Annotated in this window: 16 protein-coding genes; 5 read left to right on the top strand and 11 right to left on the bottom strand. The window is 44.4% G+C overall.

Going from position 1 to position 17,576, the window contains the following annotated elements; translation table 11 throughout:
* The first annotated feature begins 20 nt into the window (after positions 1 to 20).
* Both JMX07_RS05230 and JMX07_RS05225 read left to right on the top strand, forming a co-directional pair.
* Positions 21 to 1,505, top strand: coding sequence for an ATP-binding protein (locus tag JMX07_RS05230; RefSeq protein WP_201606702.1), 1,485 nt, complete (start codon positions 21 to 23; stop codon positions 1,503 to 1,505).
* A 78-nt stretch (positions 1,506 to 1,583) separates the two neighbouring features.
* Positions 1,584 to 2,282, top strand: coding sequence for a VIT family protein (locus JMX07_RS05225; RefSeq protein WP_201606701.1), 699 nt, complete (start codon positions 1,584 to 1,586; stop codon positions 2,280 to 2,282).
* 34 nt (positions 2,283 to 2,316) lie between these two features.
* Here JMX07_RS05225 and JMX07_RS05220 read toward each other — a convergent pair whose 3' ends face one another.
* The 4 genes from JMX07_RS05220 to JMX07_RS05205 form a co-directional block, all read right to left on the bottom strand.
* Positions 2,317 to 3,168, bottom strand: coding sequence for an SDR family oxidoreductase (locus tag JMX07_RS05220; protein WP_201606700.1), 852 nt, complete (start codon positions 3,166 to 3,168; stop codon positions 2,317 to 2,319).
* Positions 3,169 to 3,245: 77 nt separating this feature from the next.
* Positions 3,246 to 4,229: a TauD/TfdA family dioxygenase gene (locus JMX07_RS05215; RefSeq protein ID WP_227684628.1), complete on the bottom strand. Its 984-nt coding sequence runs from the start codon at positions 4,227 to 4,229 to the stop codon at positions 3,246 to 3,248.
* Positions 4,230 to 4,268: 39 nt separating this feature from the next.
* Positions 4,269 to 5,894 (bottom strand): AMP-binding protein, encoded by a 1,626-nt coding sequence (locus JMX07_RS05210; RefSeq protein WP_201606699.1) that lies wholly within the window; start codon positions 5,892 to 5,894, stop codon positions 4,269 to 4,271.
* Between the two features lie 56 nt (positions 5,895 to 5,950).
* Complete coding sequence (locus tag JMX07_RS05205) at positions 5,951 to 6,802, bottom strand: thermostable hemolysin (RefSeq protein ID WP_201606698.1); 852 nt, start codon at positions 6,800 to 6,802, stop codon at positions 5,951 to 5,953.
* Positions 6,803 to 7,184: 382 nt separating this feature from the next.
* Here JMX07_RS05205 and JMX07_RS05200 point away from each other — a divergent pair, with 382 nt between their 5' ends.
* Positions 7,185 to 7,349: a hypothetical protein gene (locus JMX07_RS05200; RefSeq protein WP_201606696.1), complete on the top strand. Its 165-nt coding sequence runs from the start codon at positions 7,185 to 7,187 to the stop codon at positions 7,347 to 7,349.
* A gap of 38 nt (positions 7,350 to 7,387) precedes the next feature.
* A complete protein-coding gene (locus JMX07_RS05195) occupies positions 7,388 to 8,035 on the top strand; it encodes a glutathione S-transferase (RefSeq protein ID WP_201606695.1) in 648 nt (215 codons plus the stop codon).
* Positions 8,036 to 8,164: 129 nt separating this feature from the next.
* On the opposite strand, the gene JMX07_RS05190 is transcribed toward JMX07_RS05195, so the two are convergent.
* The 3 genes from JMX07_RS05190 to JMX07_RS05180 all read right to left on the bottom strand — a co-directional run bounded on the left by JMX07_RS05190 (position 8,165) and on the right by JMX07_RS05180 (position 10,670).
* Positions 8,165 to 8,926, bottom strand: a complete 762-nt coding sequence (locus JMX07_RS05190) for an IS3 family transposase (protein WP_320158000.1) — start codon at positions 8,924 to 8,926, stop codon at positions 8,165 to 8,167.
* A 206-nt stretch (positions 8,927 to 9,132) separates the two neighbouring features.
* Positions 9,133 to 9,741 (bottom strand): FMN-dependent NADH-azoreductase, encoded by a 609-nt coding sequence (locus JMX07_RS05185; protein ID WP_201606694.1) that lies wholly within the window; start codon positions 9,739 to 9,741, stop codon positions 9,133 to 9,135.
* Between the two features lie 17 nt (positions 9,742 to 9,758).
* The gene (locus JMX07_RS05180; RefSeq protein ID WP_265088344.1) at positions 9,759 to 10,670 is read right to left on the bottom strand and encodes a TIGR03571 family LLM class oxidoreductase; all 912 of its coding nucleotides are present in this window, start codon (positions 10,668 to 10,670) and stop codon (positions 9,759 to 9,761) included.
* A 359-nt stretch (positions 10,671 to 11,029) separates the two neighbouring features.
* Here JMX07_RS05180 and JMX07_RS05175 point away from each other — a divergent pair, with 359 nt between their 5' ends.
* On the top strand, positions 11,030 to 11,935 hold the full coding sequence (locus tag JMX07_RS05175; RefSeq protein WP_197707684.1) for a LysR family transcriptional regulator: 906 nt from the start codon (positions 11,030 to 11,032) through the stop codon (positions 11,933 to 11,935).
* Positions 11,936 to 12,579: 644 nt separating this feature from the next.
* Here JMX07_RS05175 and JMX07_RS05170 read toward each other — a convergent pair.
* From JMX07_RS05170 to JMX07_RS05155, 4 genes are all read right to left on the bottom strand, one after another.
* Positions 12,580 to 13,674 carry an NADH:flavin oxidoreductase/NADH oxidase gene (locus tag JMX07_RS05170; RefSeq protein ID WP_201606693.1) on the bottom strand — a complete coding sequence of 365 codons (1,095 nt, stop codon included), beginning with the start codon at positions 13,672 to 13,674 and terminating at the stop codon, positions 12,580 to 12,582.
* Between the two features lie 133 nt (positions 13,675 to 13,807).
* A complete protein-coding gene (locus JMX07_RS05165; RefSeq protein WP_102090618.1) occupies positions 13,808 to 14,653 on the bottom strand; it encodes an IclR family transcriptional regulator in 846 nt (281 codons plus the stop codon).
* A 220-nt stretch (positions 14,654 to 14,873) separates the two neighbouring features.
* Positions 14,874 to 16,106, bottom strand: a complete 1,233-nt coding sequence (locus tag JMX07_RS05160) for an MFS transporter (protein WP_227511232.1) — start codon at positions 16,104 to 16,106, stop codon at positions 14,874 to 14,876.
* Between the two features lie 161 nt (positions 16,107 to 16,267).
* The gene (locus tag JMX07_RS05155; RefSeq protein ID WP_101204502.1) at positions 16,268 to 17,422 is read right to left on the bottom strand and encodes an acyl-CoA dehydrogenase family protein; all 1,155 of its coding nucleotides are present in this window, start codon (positions 17,420 to 17,422) and stop codon (positions 16,268 to 16,270) included.
* Positions 17,423 to 17,576: the final 154 nt, after the last annotated feature.

The following is a 17,576-nucleotide window of genomic DNA, read 5'->3' as shown; positions in this document are numbered from 1 at the left end:
TATGAGCAACCTATGAGCTTATGAAAAGTATCCAGCAGCGACTGTTCATCTCCTTACTCATTGGTCTGCCTTTGCTGTGGCTTGTCACATCGAGCTTTATTGCTTGGCGGTTGTGGCACGAAATCAATGAGATGAATGACACACAAATCACCCAAGTGGTTCGTTATTTGATGGGCATCTCTGCTGATAACGATGAGCAAAGTGACCGCGACAATAATAACGAGACAGAGCACAATGGAAAACCCGTCGCCAAAATATATAATTTAAAAAGTAAGGCGCTGTCAGGTGATCTGGGTGATGCAGAAGACGATTACATGGGTTTTGCTATTTGGGATAAAGAAGGGCATTTATTAGCGGCTGACGAGAACGGACAGTCGTTTTCTTTTTTGCCAGATCAGCGCGGTTTTGTAGAAGAGGACAACGCTATTTATCAGCGTCTAAACCCTTTTAGTAAACGCTGGCGGTTGTTTTATGCGCATGATGACTATCGTAGCGATGATATGGGTGAGGAGCGTGTGATTGCCATTGGTCAAAGCCTTGCCTCTCGCCGAGAAATGATTGTTGAAGCGATGTCTGTGCAAGTACTGCCGATGTTAATTGGGCTGCTTTCCTTAATGATCTTGACTATCGGATTGATACGACACGGACTGATGCCATTAAGTCAGATTAGTTCTGAGGTAGAACAGCGCAAGCCGCAAGACGATCGTCCGATTACAGCAGACGTCCCACAAGAGATTCAGCCTTTAGTGACCGCGTTAAACGTGTTGTTTGTGAAAGTGGCAGACACTCTAGCACGGGAGCAGCGCTTTACCGCTGATGCCTCTCATGAGCTGCGTAGCCCACTGGCTGCGCTCAAACTACAAGCCGATCTTTTGCAGCAGCAGCTATTACAGCTGTCTGGTATAGAAAACGACAGTCAACTGTTTTATCACACGCAAAAAATCAGCGATGGTATTGAGCGCGCCACCCATTTGGTCGATCAGTTATTGGTGTTAGCCAAGATAGAACCGCAACAGCAGTTGCCTTTTGAGCAATTAGAACGTCCAGACTGGCTGACGCTCACCGATACTGTGCTGAGTGATGTCAACCGCTTGGCTCGAGAAAAACACATCCAATTAAGACGCACCGTACACTGTGACAATCCTGCCGATATTTTACCCATTCTTATTAATCCAGTGTTATTTAAATTGCTAATCCGCAACCTATTAGACAATGCCATTCGCTATTGCCCAGAGGGCTGCCAGATCGAACTGCAGTTGGATACTGATAGTATCAAAGTGGTGGATAATGGCTTGGGCGCAGACCCAGAGCAGCTAGCGCGGCTAAGCGAGCGCTTCTATCGTCCAGCCGGTCAAACCCAAATAGGTAGTGGGCTGGGGCTATCAATTGCCAATCGAATTGCCGATCTGCACAATCTTACCTTAGCATTTGCCAACCGCCCTCAACCAGAAACAGGCTTTATCGTAACGGTCAGCAGTAAGAACGCACTCTCAAAACCGTTATAAGACATAAAGCATACTGTCTTAAGCTGTATCAGCTACACTAGGGCATACCCAGTCGCGTCTCTACCTTTTGAGGATTTTATGCATCATTCTATTCATGACGAAGCACATTTGAGCAATCGCAATCATTGGTTGAGGGCAGCAGTGCTGGGGGCGAACGATGGGTTGATTTCGACCGCCAGTCTATTGGTTGGGGTGGCTGCTGCCAGTACAAGTAGTCAGACATTGCTGCTGACAGGTATGGCGGCGCTGACCGCAGGTGCATTATCAATGGCGGCTGGCGAGTATATCTCGGTCTCATCACAGGCGGATACCGAAAAGGCGGATCTCGATAAAGAGCGACATGAGCTGAGGCACAATGCTGAGCGTGAGCTGCTTGAGCTCACCAAAATTTATGAGGCGCGTGGACTTGAGCATGATTTGGCGCATCAAGTGGCCGTGAGCTTGACTGAGCACAATGCCTTAGAAGCCCATGCTCGTGATGAGATTGGCCTCACAGATCTTAGTGAAGCGAAGCCCATTCATGCCTCAGTGGCTTCAGGACTATCATTCGTAGCAGGAGCGATACTACCGATTATTGGGATATTGCTGTTACCAGCGGAAACACTGGTTTGGTCATTGGCTGCTTTGACGATAGTGGGCTTGATGCTACTTGGTGTTATCTCTGCACGTCTAGGCGGTGCACCTGTTATCCCTGCGACTACCCGAGTTGTGGTTTGGGGCGTGCTCGCTATGCTGGCAACCTCGTTGATTGGTCGCTTATTTGGTGTGGCAATTTAACGGTAAAATCACTCCACGATTGCCTAACGGATTATCAGGATTTTCTAGCATATTGTTTGATGGTGGGTAGGTCTTTGACAATGGCGTTGCCAACGATGTTGGGCAACAGTCGATTGAGCCATGCAAAAAAACGCTCGGGAAACCCCAAATGCTGGTGCGCTTGATTGGTTGATGTAAAGTGAATCAATGCTTTTGCGACAGTCTCAGGTGAGTCCATTTTTACTTTCAATGCCTCATTCATAGCGACGACTGCGTCTTTATTCATGGTGGTTTTGGTGGCTCTGGGCGCAAAATAGCGAAACGTCACTGAGGTGTCGGCATACTCGCGGCCTAACGCTTCACTTGCACCGCGTAAGGCAAACTTGCTCGCGCCATAAGCACTAAAACCTGGGTAGCCAATACTGCCAAAGGTTGAGCCAACGCTGATAATTTGGCTCGGGCTAGGCTGCGCTATCAAGATAGGTAGCAGTCTTTTTATAAGCTGTAGTGGATACGCCACATTGACGAGCATCATCTGTTCAATCGTGTCATCATTTTGATCCGTGAGCAAAGCAAAATCATTGATACCTGCGTTGAGTATGACCGTATCAATGACGTTTCTATGGCCTTGTGTCATTTCACCCAGTCCCTCTACCAGTAGCGATTGCGATGTCTGCGAGCTTAAATCACACGTATGAGACACAAGCGGGACATCAGGATAGTCTTTGGTCAACTCATCTACCAAATGAGTCAAGGTCTGGTTGTTACGCCCGACCAAAATGACAGGCTGATTATTGGCACATAATTGCCGTGCGATCTCCTGCCCGATACCACCCGTGGCACCGATTAGCATGGTGTAATTGAGCGTAGCTTGTACTAGGTCTGATTGGCCATTAGCTGGTGTCATGATATCGAATCCTTGTTGAACATTGATTGTTAGAGCACGGACTATTGAAGCGCGGATTGTGGTGAGATGTGCTGTTGCTAATCGTTTGAGTGATTAATGCCATGCCTAATGCCAAGCCCCATCGCAATATACAGCTTACGCTCTGTTAAAGGCACATCAATTTGTCGACGACCATGCATGATGCGTTTGTTGTCGAGTATCACCACATCGCCATTTTGCCACGCAATGTCTTGAGTGTATTTTTCACAAAGCTGAGTCAGCTCATCTAGGAGCGCATCATCAACGTGTTGACCGTTTGCTAGGGTGAACTCAGGTTTTTCATAGTTAAATGAGGGCCCAAGTAAAGTATTTGCAAAGGCCAGTTGTCCGCTTACGTTGTCTTCTCGAATTGCAGGTATCTGTAATACGTACCGAACGCCGCCGTCTGTCTGAGGTTCTACGTGATGCGTTAACGTCTTGCTCGTCGTCGCCGTGATAAATGTCTCTAAATCATCCAAGCTTATTTGATCGGCGTCTGCTCTGCCGGTCGCAGTCGCCACATAATTTTGCCAAATGGCTTGAGGCAAATAGCGACTGATACGCATCGGCTGACTAAAGGTGGCTTTTAGCTCAGGTGATAGCGCTTGATACACCGCATGCCCATCACATATCGTTGTTTGTGAGCCTTTTTTGGCGCTCAATTCACTAAAAAAAGCAATGACGTCAGGCGGCATCGGCGTATTGCCATTTTCGATATGTAGTCCAATAGCATGCGTGCCTGCATCCACTTTTTGCGCTTCAGAAGTGATGTTTTGGCGGGCGGGATCGTAGGTCAAGGTTTGACAAAGTTGACTCATCAACTGGCTAAACGTCTCTACATCGTAGTGATAGCCTCGAAGTAACGTCCAACCATGGGTTTGCAACTCCATTAAAATATCAGCGGTTTTAGGCAAGGATACGCTAGCAGACGCGTGGGAGGTTGGTGCCTCAAAAGTGTCAAGTTCGATAACGTCGCTTTTTATCAAGTTGCTTTGTATCAGGTCGTTTTCTATCAAATCATTTGGCATCAGAGTGGTTTGCATAATATGGTCCTATTGTTGTACTGCTGGTAAAAGTGTCTGTTATAAGCCGAGTGCCGATTGATAAGCGGTAAAAATGTGCGCGCGTCGCAGTTTGCCGTTATCAGTTAATAATTCATTGTCCGTACTAAAAGGCTGCTCGGCGAGATGCCACTGTTGGATACGCGCATAGTCAGGCAAGGTTTGGTTAACGACATCTATCGCTTGCGCAATCGCAGATTGTGGATCATTGCTCGTTGCGACCATGTTGGGGTTGGCGACTATCACCGCAGACAAATGCGGCTCGCCATCTCCGAGTACCGCTACCTGATAGATAATGGGCTGCGTTGAGAGCTGCGCTTCTACCCATTCAGGCGAGATATTACGGCCAAAACTACTGATGAGCACGTTTTTGCGTCGACCCGTGATGTATAAATAGCCGTCGTCATCTAAATGACCGATATCCCCTGTGGCAATGATGCCATTGTCATCCTTACTATTGTCATGGTTTAAGTAGCCTTGCATCGCATTGCCCTTTACCATTATTTCGCCACTATCTGCGATGCTGACCGAGGCATGAGGCATAGGTTTGCCCACACTGCCTTCGCGCTTTGCTTTTGACGTATTGAGACTGACTACCGAGCCGCATTCAGACAAACCATAGCCTTCATAAACAGGCAAGCTTAAGGCACTGGCGTCTTGTAGTAATTGAGGGGAGACTTTGCCGCCGCCGACTGCCATAAACTTTAATGATGGCACAGCAGCATTGGCACTGGATTTGGTTGCTCCCTTGTCTGCCATGTGCTCACAAATGGCTTTTAACATTTGCGGTAATAAAATAACGCTGGCGATATCGTATGTTTGTACCGTTGTCATCAAGCGCTTGGCATCAAATGCTTGATTGGATAACAAACCAAATTGATCAATACGCCCCGTCACTAAGGTGCGCCCCATATATAGACTCACGTAAATACCTGCCACATTTTCTAATAAAGTGGCAAAAGGCAACACGCTCAAATGACTAAAATTGCTTGTGGCATTGCTCACTTTTGGCGCGTGAGTAGCGTCATCTGTCAAGGTATCAGCGAGCGCACCCGATAACGACTCGACAATACGCATCAATGTCTCTTGACCCAAACACACGCCTTTTGGCATGCCCGTACTGCCTGAGGTGTAAGTCACTTTGCAAAAATCGCTGGCAGTAGAGGAATTTTGAGCGGTGAAGGTATGGTTAGTGATGGTGCCAGCAAGTTGATAAAAACTACCTGTGATATGAGACGCCTGCTCAGACTTGATGGTTTTTGTCTCTGGTGTATCAGCAATTATCCAATTATCCGTATTGTCTATGGTTGGCAGTTGTAAACCAGCGCCAACGTATACCATCTCTATCTGCGCATCTTGTAGTAAGTGCGCAATTTGCGCGGCACTAAAAAATAAGGGGATGGGCACAACGACCGCGCCGACGGTACTCAATGCCAAATCGAGTATGATCCAATCTATGTCATTGTGCGCATATAGGGCCACACGCTTGCCTTGCCATGTTTCTAATGTTTGATGAAGCGCGGATAGCGTGCGTTGTAGCTGGCCATAGGTCAGACTGGTCGTGTTATGGTCAGCTATCGTTTGTATCGCCACCTGCTTGGGAGTTTGGCGGGCATGCTGACATATCGCGGTATAAATGGGGGTCATAGTATTCTCACTGTCTTGTGGTGGTGCAGTGTTATTGGTTGGCTAATGCATGCGTATTAAACGGCTATCTTATTTAGCGTCAAACGCGTGGTAGCATTCATCTCTAACGTTTCGGTATAGCGATAATGTGGGGCGCATACCCGCTTAGCATCGGCCACATTGATAGCGACGACCAAGGGATTGTGCTGATAGTAATGGCCCCATGAGGATACTTGCTCAGGGTCTTCTAGCGCTTCTGCCGTGGCCTTGGCAATGACATGACTGCGAATGCCCATATGTGCCAATATATGCCGTACCGCATCGGTGCCAGTACACACGACCCAGTCTGCTTTGGTTTGGTATTCATGAGTCGTAGAATTCAGGGTGGGGGTGGATAAATAAAACACCAAAAATGCTATCATAAGCCGCGCGCTACCCGCACAACCTGATGCCAAATTGCCAATCTCAAAAATGCGCTGGCGACTGACTGGCTCGCCTGCCACTCTGCTGATTTCGTTTTGTATTGGCGTGTTCAGATACTGCTCTAAAAATATCTTATCTTCACAGATAGGCTTTAGACCGATAGCAACGCTCGTCCCTTTAAATGCAGGTAACGCATTATCATCAGTAGATAACCAATCGCCATAGGATGACATATCGGCAAAACCTGAAAACAAAATGGGCATAAAATAGCTTAATCGGGCGTGATGGATATACGCATATATGCGTTTGATAAATGCCTGGGTATCTTGGTTTTGGGCATATGAAGTAGGCGATGTCGCTATTGGCATTTGCGTACTGGCACGAATATAGAGGGAGGAGGGTATGCCTTGCACTTCCAATATTGACATTGGCTTAACCGCTTCAATATAAAAGGTCGTATTTAGAACATTCTGTAAGGTATGAGTGCTATCAATAGATAATGACATCAGCTGTCTCCAAATGGTTAAAAGCTTTTAGCACGATTAACATCATGAAAGCATCATAAAGGAGCAACCTTAACTGAACCTTAAGATAGTATCGTCTTTAACAGGTGATACAGTTAGTTAGCAGTCGATATAGTTAGAAATGAGTATTTAGCCCAGTATTTAACCTCTAACATTCATGTGCAGTAATCACGGACATGATTTGCCCTAAAGCCGTAAACCGACTCAACTGCTGACTTATCATCCTCAAAAACTGCATGTATCAGTCCTTATACTATAGAAAATAGTCCAGTATAAATTCAAAAAAATGATATTTACAATAGGTGTCAATGGTTTTTAGCCAACAATAAGTTGCCATTATAATAACTTTGACTGTGATTATATTTTGAGTTTTTTGGTGTTTATTTATCAGTCAAACAAGAATTTAGGTGCTGAAAACGCCGTCAACATCGAGAGTGAAATCGGTGTGAATCTCATCGCGCCTAATAATATTTACCTACTCCCTAATAAAAACCATATCAGTGTGTTTGAGCCTACTGGTTCTTATTGATATGCTATTTAGTTTTTATTCAATTGTGGAAGACAACTATGACTTTACCGCGCCATCGATTGTATTCTTTTCGCCGCTGTCCCTACGCCATGCGTGCCCGTCTCGGTCTTTTATTTGCCGAGCAGTCTGTAGCGCTGTGGGAGGTTACGCTGAAGAATAAACCCGAGCAAATGCTAGCGATTAGCCCAAAAGGGACAGTACCCGTTTTACAGTTGGCGGATGGGACCGTCATTGAAGAAAGTGACGAGATTATGATGTGGGCACTTGCGCAGAATGACCCACACGGCTTACTTGATAAAAATACATTACCGCAAGCAAATGCCTTGATTGTACAAAATGACAATGAGTTTAAATATTGGCTAGATCGATACAAATATGCAGATCGGTATCCTGAGATGACGCAGAGCGAGTATCGACAGCGGGGCGAGGTGTTTTTGCAGGTATTGGAGACGCTATTGACAAAAAATGTCTATCTATTAGGAGACAGTGTGACCACAGCGGATATTGGTATCATGCCGTTTGTTCGTCAATTTGCGCATGTTGATCGTGAGGTGTTTTATGGTTTGCCATACCCTAAATTGCAGCAGTGGTTACAAGATTGGCTTGCGCATCCGTTATTTTTGCAAGTCATGACTAAGTTTGAACCATGGCAAGAAGGCGATGAGGTGGTGATTTTTCCTTGTTAATATCTGGTATTTGAAGTTATTTATATGATCACATGAGTGGTGAGTGGTGAGTGGTGAGTGGTAGGTAAAGTATAGATTTGAAAGAACGTAGGAGAATACACATTGTATACTTGTAGTGGTCAAATATTTTTAGACAGTACTTAAGAGGTTTTTGTTGAAATAAAGTCTCTTTTTCTCGCTCGGTGTTAAATACTCATTAAAGCTGTGTGGTCTTACACTTTGATAATAGCCCCAAATATAATCATTTACTGCCTGCCGAGCCTCATCAATATTGTCATAGCCGTTTTTTGGCATCCACTCTGTCTTAAAGCTTCTAAAGAACCTCTCTGTAGGTGCATTGTCCCAACAGTTGCCTCGTCGGCTCATACTATGCGACATACCATTGCACTTGGCTACGCATTTAGCATACTCTTCACTGGTATAATGACTGCCTTGATCTGGATGAAACAGCACGTCTTTAGGCTCAAGTCTTATGTGATATGCCATTTTTAGTGCAGATGTGGTCAGCTGGGTATTCGGGCTATCTGACAAGGCAAAACCAACAATACGTCGAGCATATAAATCCATAACGATGGCTAAATAACACCATCCGGCTTTGATACGAATATAAGTAACATCACCTGTCCACACTTGGTTTGGTGCAGTGGGCGCAAACTGACGGTCTAGTATGTTTCCATAAGCTTTATGGAATTCTTCACAACGCCTGTACTTATGTGATTTTATCTGTCGACTAATCAACCCCATTTGTGCCATCAGTTTAACTGCTCTGTAGCGTGTGAGTTTAATGTCATGTTGATGCGTGACGATAGCAGATACCGTCCTTGCACCAGCCGAGCCATTTGACTGCTCAAATACTTCTCTGATTAAGGCTTTGAACCTTATAAGTTCAATGTCTATAGACCTAGATTTAGTACTGTTGTAATAGCTGCTTCTAACAACCCCAATGCGTCATAGGAGCAACTACCAAACGGTTTTTGATGACGATGCCATTATTAAGGGTAAAAGGTTGAAATAAAGGGTGGTATTTTGATTTCATAAGAAAATTCTCCTAACAGTATATTGAGTAACTTGAGCTTATGTATCAGCTATCTTAAAATTTAATTAACTTGCCATTGGTTAAAATCTTCTAGCGTGGCTTGTAAAATTGCCTCTTTATCACAAATGGCTGTGCCTTCTGCTCGAATCAAGGTGCGTTTTTTAAAGCCCATTTTTGCAAACATCATATCCAAATAACGGTAAGCAAATTCCATTTGTTGGCATTCTTTATCCAATGAGAACATCGACCCACTAATTTGTAGAAACAACACGGCTCTATTATCGGTCAATAAGGGTTCAATTTTACCTGCCTCGCTATACTTGAAAGTCTCTCGTGGCACCAACACCATATCCATATAATCTTTGAGTCGAGCAGGGATATTGTAGTTATACATCGGATAGATAATAACGATTTTTTGATGCGCTTTAAACTGCTGTAACATCGCTTGCCGAGTGTCGGCGATAGCTTGCTCCGCCACACTCAAAGCCTCCCCTGCTTTTTGTTTATAAATGACCGTTAGGGTTGCCTCATCCAAGGTAGGTAAATCCATGTCATTTAATGGCAAATAGGTTGTGCTTTCAGCAAATTGCTGTTTGATTTGTTGTAGTAACTGAGCCGAAAATGACTCAGTATGGGCATTGATTGTGGTATCAATGACAAGCGTTTTCATGGTTTTATACCCCATTTTTATTGGTTTAATTTGGCTAACACATTTTCTGCTAAGTCTTGCAACGTTTCTTTGGCAGGGCGTTTGGTAGGCTTTAAATTAATGGTGACATGAGATAAGCCTTGTTCTTTTTGCTCTTGCCAAAATTCCAGCAAACTATGTGACCCGCCTCGTAGATAAATATTGCGAGATAATTGAGCAGGCTCATTCGGATTCTCACTAAGTTCGACAAAATTGGCATAACCAAAAGGATGCCAAGCGTCATCTTGATTTAAATCCGCCAAGGTTTGCACGATATTTTTGGTATCTTTTGGGTTTACCCCATGCCAAATCCACGCATCGGCAGTATTAGCAAGCCAATCTAGTTCCTGTCTGGCACGACCAATAGCAACCATCGGTAAGCGTTGTTCAAGGATAGGGATAAAGCCAATATTGCCTGTTAAATCCCCATAATGTTGCCCTTTAAACTGCGGAAATTTTTGGGTGGTTAAGGCACGAATCATGTCCCAACTTTCTCGAAAACGCTCGGCACGATTGTCAAAGTTTTGCTGAAACACAGGGTATTCCACAGGTCTATCGCCACTCGACATCCCCAAAATAAAGCGATTATTGCTTAATACTGCCGTACTTGCTGAGGCTTTGGCGATATGAATGGGACTCCGCAAAGGTGCAACGATGCCTGCTGAACCTATCGCAATTCGTTGGGTTTTCGCAGTCAAATAGCCCATGGCAACCATGGGGTCAAATGCTTGTCCAACATCGCCAAAACTTGGGTCGTAAAATGGCACATCTCGCAACCATAGTGCAGAAAATCCAAGCTGTTCTGCTAAGACAGCGGTTTCCCCAAAGTCTTCTAAGCTCGGAATCGGACTATTGGGATAGCCTTTAAACGGGGCAATCAATCCCAAGGTGAGTTTATCCGCTTGAAACACCTCACTAAATGCAGGGTGATTGGCAAGATGAGGGGGTAGTTGTTTTTGTTGCGGGGTTATATTTTCATTCGTCTCAGCGGTGTGAAATAATTGGCTATTGTCTTGTCCAAGAACAGAGAGGTTTGGTACAGCAGTTTGTGAGTTTGTGAGTTTGTGAGTTTGTGAGTTTGTGAGTTTGTGAGTTTGTGAGTTTGTGAGCTTGTGGTCATGGGAGTCACTCCGTTAAATTAAGCATTAAAAAATATAGCCCTAGTATAATGCTTTTATTTTTAATGATAATTGGGGTAAAATTAGAAACAGTTTTGCTTTTTTTGCAAAAATATGTTTATTCAAAAATACACTTAACTGCTAACAAACCCATGACCATCAATTACTTCTATGCCCTCACTATTTTTCACCATGTGGCGAATACTAATAGCTTTACTGCCACGGCAAGTCAGCTTGGGCTGGCGGTGTCGTCTGTCACTCGGCAAATTGATAACTTAGAACAATCCTTGCAAGTTAAGCTATTGAATCGCTCAACCAGACATTTGGATTTGACCCATGCAGGGATGCGTTATTTACAACAGACCGAGCCGATATTAGCTGAATTACAACAGGTAAATGAAGCGATTAAAGAGGAGCAAATTGAGCCACAAGGGCGATTGTGCCTTACTTTTCCCAGTGCCTATGGGATTGAAAAAATCGCCCCATTGCTTGCCGAATTTGCCCATTTATACCCAAAAATTGAATTGGAGCTATTTGCCAGTGATGAATTTGTAGATTTATTTAATGAGAAATATGATGTAGGGGTGCGGTTAGGGCGTGTGGAGGATGACCGCTTGGTAGCAAAATTTATTGCCTCTCAGCAACGGCTGTTATGTGCCAGTCCCGATTATCTACGATTGCATGGAACACCACAAATACCGTCACAATTAGCCGAGCATAATTGTTTGCCGTTTATGTATCAAGGCTATGCGTCAAAGTGGTATTTCCATCAAACGGGTAAAACGCAAAGTTTGCGGGTGACAGGGAATTTGATGGGTAATAATATAGAAATGCTGAAACAAGCCACGCTTGATGGACAAGGGATTAGCCATTTACCTAATTGGCTGATTGAGAAAGCGTTGCAGTCTGGGGCGTTGGTACAGGTGTTGTCTGATTGGCAAGTGACCCCGTCTTTGGCGACAGATGACGGGATTTATTTGGTGTATCCGCCCACTAGCCGTAATGTGGTAAAAATTGGCGTGTTGGTGAATTTTTTAGCACAGCGTTTGATAGGTTAAACTGTAGATGGTGATATTGTGAAAAGCAGTAGAATATTATGCGTATCTAATTTAGGAAAGGCTTTCTTCATCATACTATTCTGATTTAAGTAACTGAACAAATTTAAATTATAAAAAACCGTTCGTGGTGAGCTTGTCGAACCATAACGGTTTTCCTACTCTTCAACAGGCTCAGGGTGAACGGAAAACCATATATAATTTTGTTTCATTACTTACTAGAATAATAGCTTAATACTTTTGTTTGTGCGGTGTGTAGTGGTCATATCTTCTCTCCAGTCTTGGTGATAGTATAACCTCTTATCTACTGTCCTATTTCATTATGCCACTACAATGACACCTGCTGAGTACAGGCAGGTGGCTTAATTATTCTACGATGATGTTGTGTTAAGAATGGGGTATTTACAATGAGGTAATTCCGCTTATGGAACATTTAGCAGGCCTAACAAGACCATAAGTTGACCTCCCTGCGCTACACTTCAGCCGGTAAATTATGGCAGCGTTGATATCACTACCACTTGTCAAGTTGAATACACTGATGACTATCTAACTTTTAAGCCATAATTACTTTAGTTTGAATTAAAGTGAGTTAATGCATAGACTGAAGCAAGTAATGTCTTCAGTCTATGTTCGTAGTTCGATTACACTTATTCTATCGGAGACGGCTTGCCATGTGGGCTTGAGCGCAGATATTGTTTAGGCGCTTTGACGGTTGCGCCAAGCTCGGCCGCCGCGTGCCACGGCCAGTGCGGGTCGTAAAGTATGCCGCGTGCCAATGCAACCGCGTCCGCTTGCTGCTCGGTGATGATGCTTTCTGCCTGCTCGGCCTCGGTGATTAGGCCCACGGCAATGACAGGTATATTGACCGCTTCTTTTATCGCGGCAGCAAAAGGCACTTGATAGCTCGCTTCCACAGGGATTTGCTGCTCTGGGCTCAGTCCTGCGGTGCTCACATGGATATAATCACAGCCTAACGCCTCCAATGCTTTAGCCAGCTCGATCGTTTGGGTAAGGTCCCAGCCGCCTTCGACCCAATCGGTTGCAGAAACCCGCACGCCCACTGGCTTGTCACTTGAAAACTCAGCCCGAACCGCTGTAAACACGTCAAGTAACAAGCGCATTCTGTTTTCAAGACTGCCGCCGTATTGATCATCACGCTTGTTAGAAAGCGGCGATAAAAACTGATGCAATAGATAGCCGTGCGCACCATGAAGCTCAATCAGGTCAAGACCCAGCGCATCGGCACGTCTTGCCGCATCGACAAAATCGCTGATGAGCGAATCAATGTTTTTTTGGTCCATGGCTGTGGGTACAGTAGAGTTTTCGTCATACGCAAGCGCTGATGGTGCCACCGTTTGCCACCCATTTACCTCATCAGGGGCAATCGAACCGCCGCCGTCCCATGGCTTTTCGGTTGACGCTTTACGTCCAGCATGGGCCAGTTGTAGGCCTATTGGCATAGGACTGTACTGTCTGATTGCTGTTAGCGTTTTATCTAGTGCAGCTTGAGTCCTGTCATCCCATAAACCTAAATCAGCATAGCTGATACGTCCTTGTGGATTGACCGCTGTTGCTTCTAAAATAAGTAGTCCTGCGCCGCTCAAACTCATTTGGCCCAAATGGATCATATGCCAATCACTTGCCGCTCCATCGTTGGCAGAGTATTGGCACATGGGTGCGATGATAATACGGTTATCTAATGTGAGTTGCCCAAGTTTCAAAGGCGAAAAAAGCTGGCTCATGGTGAATCCTCAAAAAACACGGCTAAAGGCACTGAAAATAAAATGCCAAAACGATATGAATGACTTATATGACTATCGCTTGAATAGTTGGTGGAGATGAATCGTTATTTTCATGGGGCACACTTAAGTGATGCTAGCTAATATATAGATTACTCTCAATCATATTTTTCATATGTAGTAGGCGAGGGGCAATATCTTCTTCTAGTTTGGTACGACTAAGGATAAAACTTGGTGCGCCGCAGTTAAAAGTGAGCAAGCCTTCTGTGGGGTGCATCAGCGCAATGGCTACCGCGTTGACATCCTTTTGCCATTCACTAATTGAAAAACAATAACCGTAGTCTTCATAGTCTTGAAAGGCTTTATCTAATCCTCGTCTAATCTTTAGCCAATCATCTTTATACTTACTACGAATGGCATTAAGGATAAACTCTTGCTCAGCAGGTGGCATACTTGCCAAGCAAGCTCTCCCCATCGAACTTAAATGAATAGGTAGATAAGAGCCGACATTGCGTTGCATAGTCGTAGTTCCTTGGCCTTGCACAACGTTGAGATACACCATCATTAGTCGATCACGAGTAGCCATGGCAACGGCACTATTGGCATAGTCTGCCAGCTCTTCCATATAAGGAGTCGCAAGGTTATTGATAGAGATATTAGTCATCATCGTATAACCAAAACTTAGTACCCCTGTCGAAAGCTGGTACTTACTACTATTGGTCGATTGTTTTAAATATCCCAATTTGACCAACGTATAGGTCAGACGAGTAATGGTGCCTTTAGGAAGTCCTGTCAGCTGACTTAGATCTTGGTTGCCTAGATAAGGCCGCTGCGGGGTAAAACAACGCAGCAGCTCTAACCCTCGAGCCAATGCTGTGACAAACTGTCTGTCGTTTTTATCTCTCATCTCTGCAATGGGTTCTAACAATTCAATATGCATCTCGTTGTTAGCGTCTTCATCGGCAAGGGTATCATTAGTCATATGTCGTCTATTATCCCCAATCAAATTCATACAAGCGTTATAAAATCACAAAACTTTATTATTCATAGCATTCTGTGAGCTAATATCAGCCCACAGTTACGCACTGTCTCTTTAACTATATTATATCAACTTACTTTCATATTCTCAGCATAGCATAACGAGAAACTATTGTTTCGCTATGCGGTATGAACGGTAGCGATAGTCGTTATAAGAGGTATGGTTAGGCTTCTTGTGGATCATACTGCTTTTCTTTAATGAATAAAGTAGGAATAAGACCACATAAGAAGTATGCACCTGCCATAAGTAATAAACCTGCGCCGATAGAATTATGCATGGCCATATAACCAATGGCAACAGGAGCAATCACAGAGCCAAGCCGTCCAATATTAAATGCACCACCAATCGCAGTACCTCGGATAGCAGTAGGGAAACTTTCGGTTAGATAGGTGGCATTAATGGCATAGGGAATACCATATAAGAAACCAAAGGTGATCATTAACCAACCAATATTTTCTGGAGTGTGCATATACACTAGAATGGGAATAAACAATGCGGTACCCATCGTACCAAAAGCAAATACTATTTTGCGTCCGATTTTGTCAGCCATGAATCCAGCCACGACTTTGGCAAACATCATAGTCAGGTACGTTCCCGCCATATACAGTGCCATTTCTTTGAACTTGATACCCAATTCAGTTTCTAGATAAGAAGGTAGCCAGTTGCTGACACCAAAATAGCCGAATAACAAAAGTCCTGAGCTCATTGACCATAGGATAAACATAATACGGTGTTTCGGATTTTCCATTATCGCTTTGTATGGGTTCTCTGCTTTTTTGAGAGTATCTAGTGCGCCGCTCAGTTTTAGTGCTCGAGCGTCTTTCCAAGACTGGGGTTCGGGGACTAAAAAGTACATAGATACTGCCAAAAGTATCGGCAAAAACGTCAGTAGATATAGTGTACGCCAACCATAGCTAGGGATAATCCAAGCGGATACACTGGTGATAACCAATGAGCCTAAAGTAAATCCAGTCATTAATGCAGCAAGTACAGTGGTTCGATGCTTGGTAGGTACCATCTCTGACATAAGCGTATTGGTAGCGATATAAAGACTACCAAGCCCCAAGCAGGCAATAACCCGTAGCGTGACAAACTGCTCATAGCTCTGCACCAATCCACTAAAACCAGACAATATAGAGAACATGCCAGTCGCAAGAACGATGACACGTACTCGGCCAAAGCGATCGCAAGCCCAACCACCAAAAAACCCACCGATTGCCATCCCAAATAACGACCAACTGCCTAGAGCGCCAGCTTGTACATTGGTCAGTGCAAACTCTAGTTTTAGGCTGGATAAGGTAAAGGCAAGAATACCGATATCAGCCCCATCACATAGTAAAACTAAAAAACAAAAAACAAAGGCCAGTTTCCAAGGTTGTTTTTGGGTGGAGCTCATACTTGGATCTGCAGTTATAGCGACACTTTTCACAATTTATATCCTTAACGTTGTGAGAATGAAAAACTAATTTGATGCGTAGTGGTAAAAATAGAGGGGAACGGTATCAGCATCCTAGCAAATACCGCCGTGCATTCTGGTGGATAAAAAAGTGGTAGGGATTACTCGCTGGCTTCTTTAATCATATTGCGGGCAATGATGACTTGCTGAATTTGTGTGGTACCTTCATACAAACGATATAGACGTACATCACGATAAAAACGCTCAATACCGTAGTCTGCGATATAACCGGCACCGCCATGGATTTGTACCGCTCTATCAGCAACACGGCCACACATCTCAGTGGCAAACATTTTAGCGCATGAGGATTCAGTAACGACGTCTTTGCCTTCGTCACGCAGACGTGCAGCGTCTAGCACCATGGATTTGGCGGCATAGATTTCTGCTTTTGAGTCAGCGAGCATGCCTTGAATCAGCTGAAAACTGGCAATCGGTTGACCAAATTGCTTACGCTCGACAGCATAGTTCAGTGCATCGTTCAGCATGCGAGTGGCGGCTCCAGTACTGGCTGCTGCAATATGCAAGCGCCCTTTATCAAGAACTTTCATGGCCGTTTTAAAGCCAACACCCTCAACACCGCCGATGAGAGCGTCCGCTGGTACGACGCAATTATCAAAGATCACATCACAGGTATGCGCGCCTTTTTGACCCATTTTTTTATCAATTTTGCCCAGAGTAATACCAGGCGTGTCGCTTTCGACAATAAATGCTGAAATACCGCCAGAGCGTTTGTTTTGTGGGTCAGTACGTGCCATGACAGTGAATACACCAGCCTGCGGGGCGTTGGTGATATAGCGCTTGGTACCATTGATGATATAAGTATCACCATCCTTAATAGCCGTCGTTTTCAATGAGGCGGCATCTGATCCTGACTCCGGCTCGGTCAAACAGAATGAACCGATGATTTCACCACTGGCCAACCGAGGTAGGTACTTCTGCTTTTGTGCTTCAGTGCCATCAATCACTAGGCCAGATGAGCCAATACCATTATTTGTCCCTATTAATGAGCGAAACGCAGGGGAGGTACGTCCTAACTCAAATGCCAGCGTGACCTCTTCTTCCATAGTGACACCAAGTCCGCCGTACTCTTCAGGTATGGTCAATCCGAAGAGCCCTAATTCTCGCATTTGCTCAATGATCTCTTCTGGAAGGCGGTCATTTTCGGCAACCCAATGTTCCATAGGGATAAGTTGATCATTAACGAAGTTACGAATAGTCTGAGTGATGTGGTCGAGGGTCTCTTTATCTCTAATCATATGAATCTTCCTTGTTTGATTGATGCCTGATATCAATATCGGCACTGTGACAGTACTAAATAATGTGACGTCCTTGGATAAACAGCATAATCGATGAATTATTAAATTACAATAGTTTTGGTTTAAAAAACCGCATTGCGGTATTTATATAATT

The organism is Psychrobacter immobilis (genome assembly GCF_904846235.1).
GTDB lineage: Bacteria > Pseudomonadota > Gammaproteobacteria > Pseudomonadales > Moraxellaceae > Psychrobacter > Psychrobacter immobilis_C.
The sequence above is the reverse complement of the archived record's forward strand: the minus strand, read 5'-3'. Positions and strand labels throughout refer to the sequence as shown.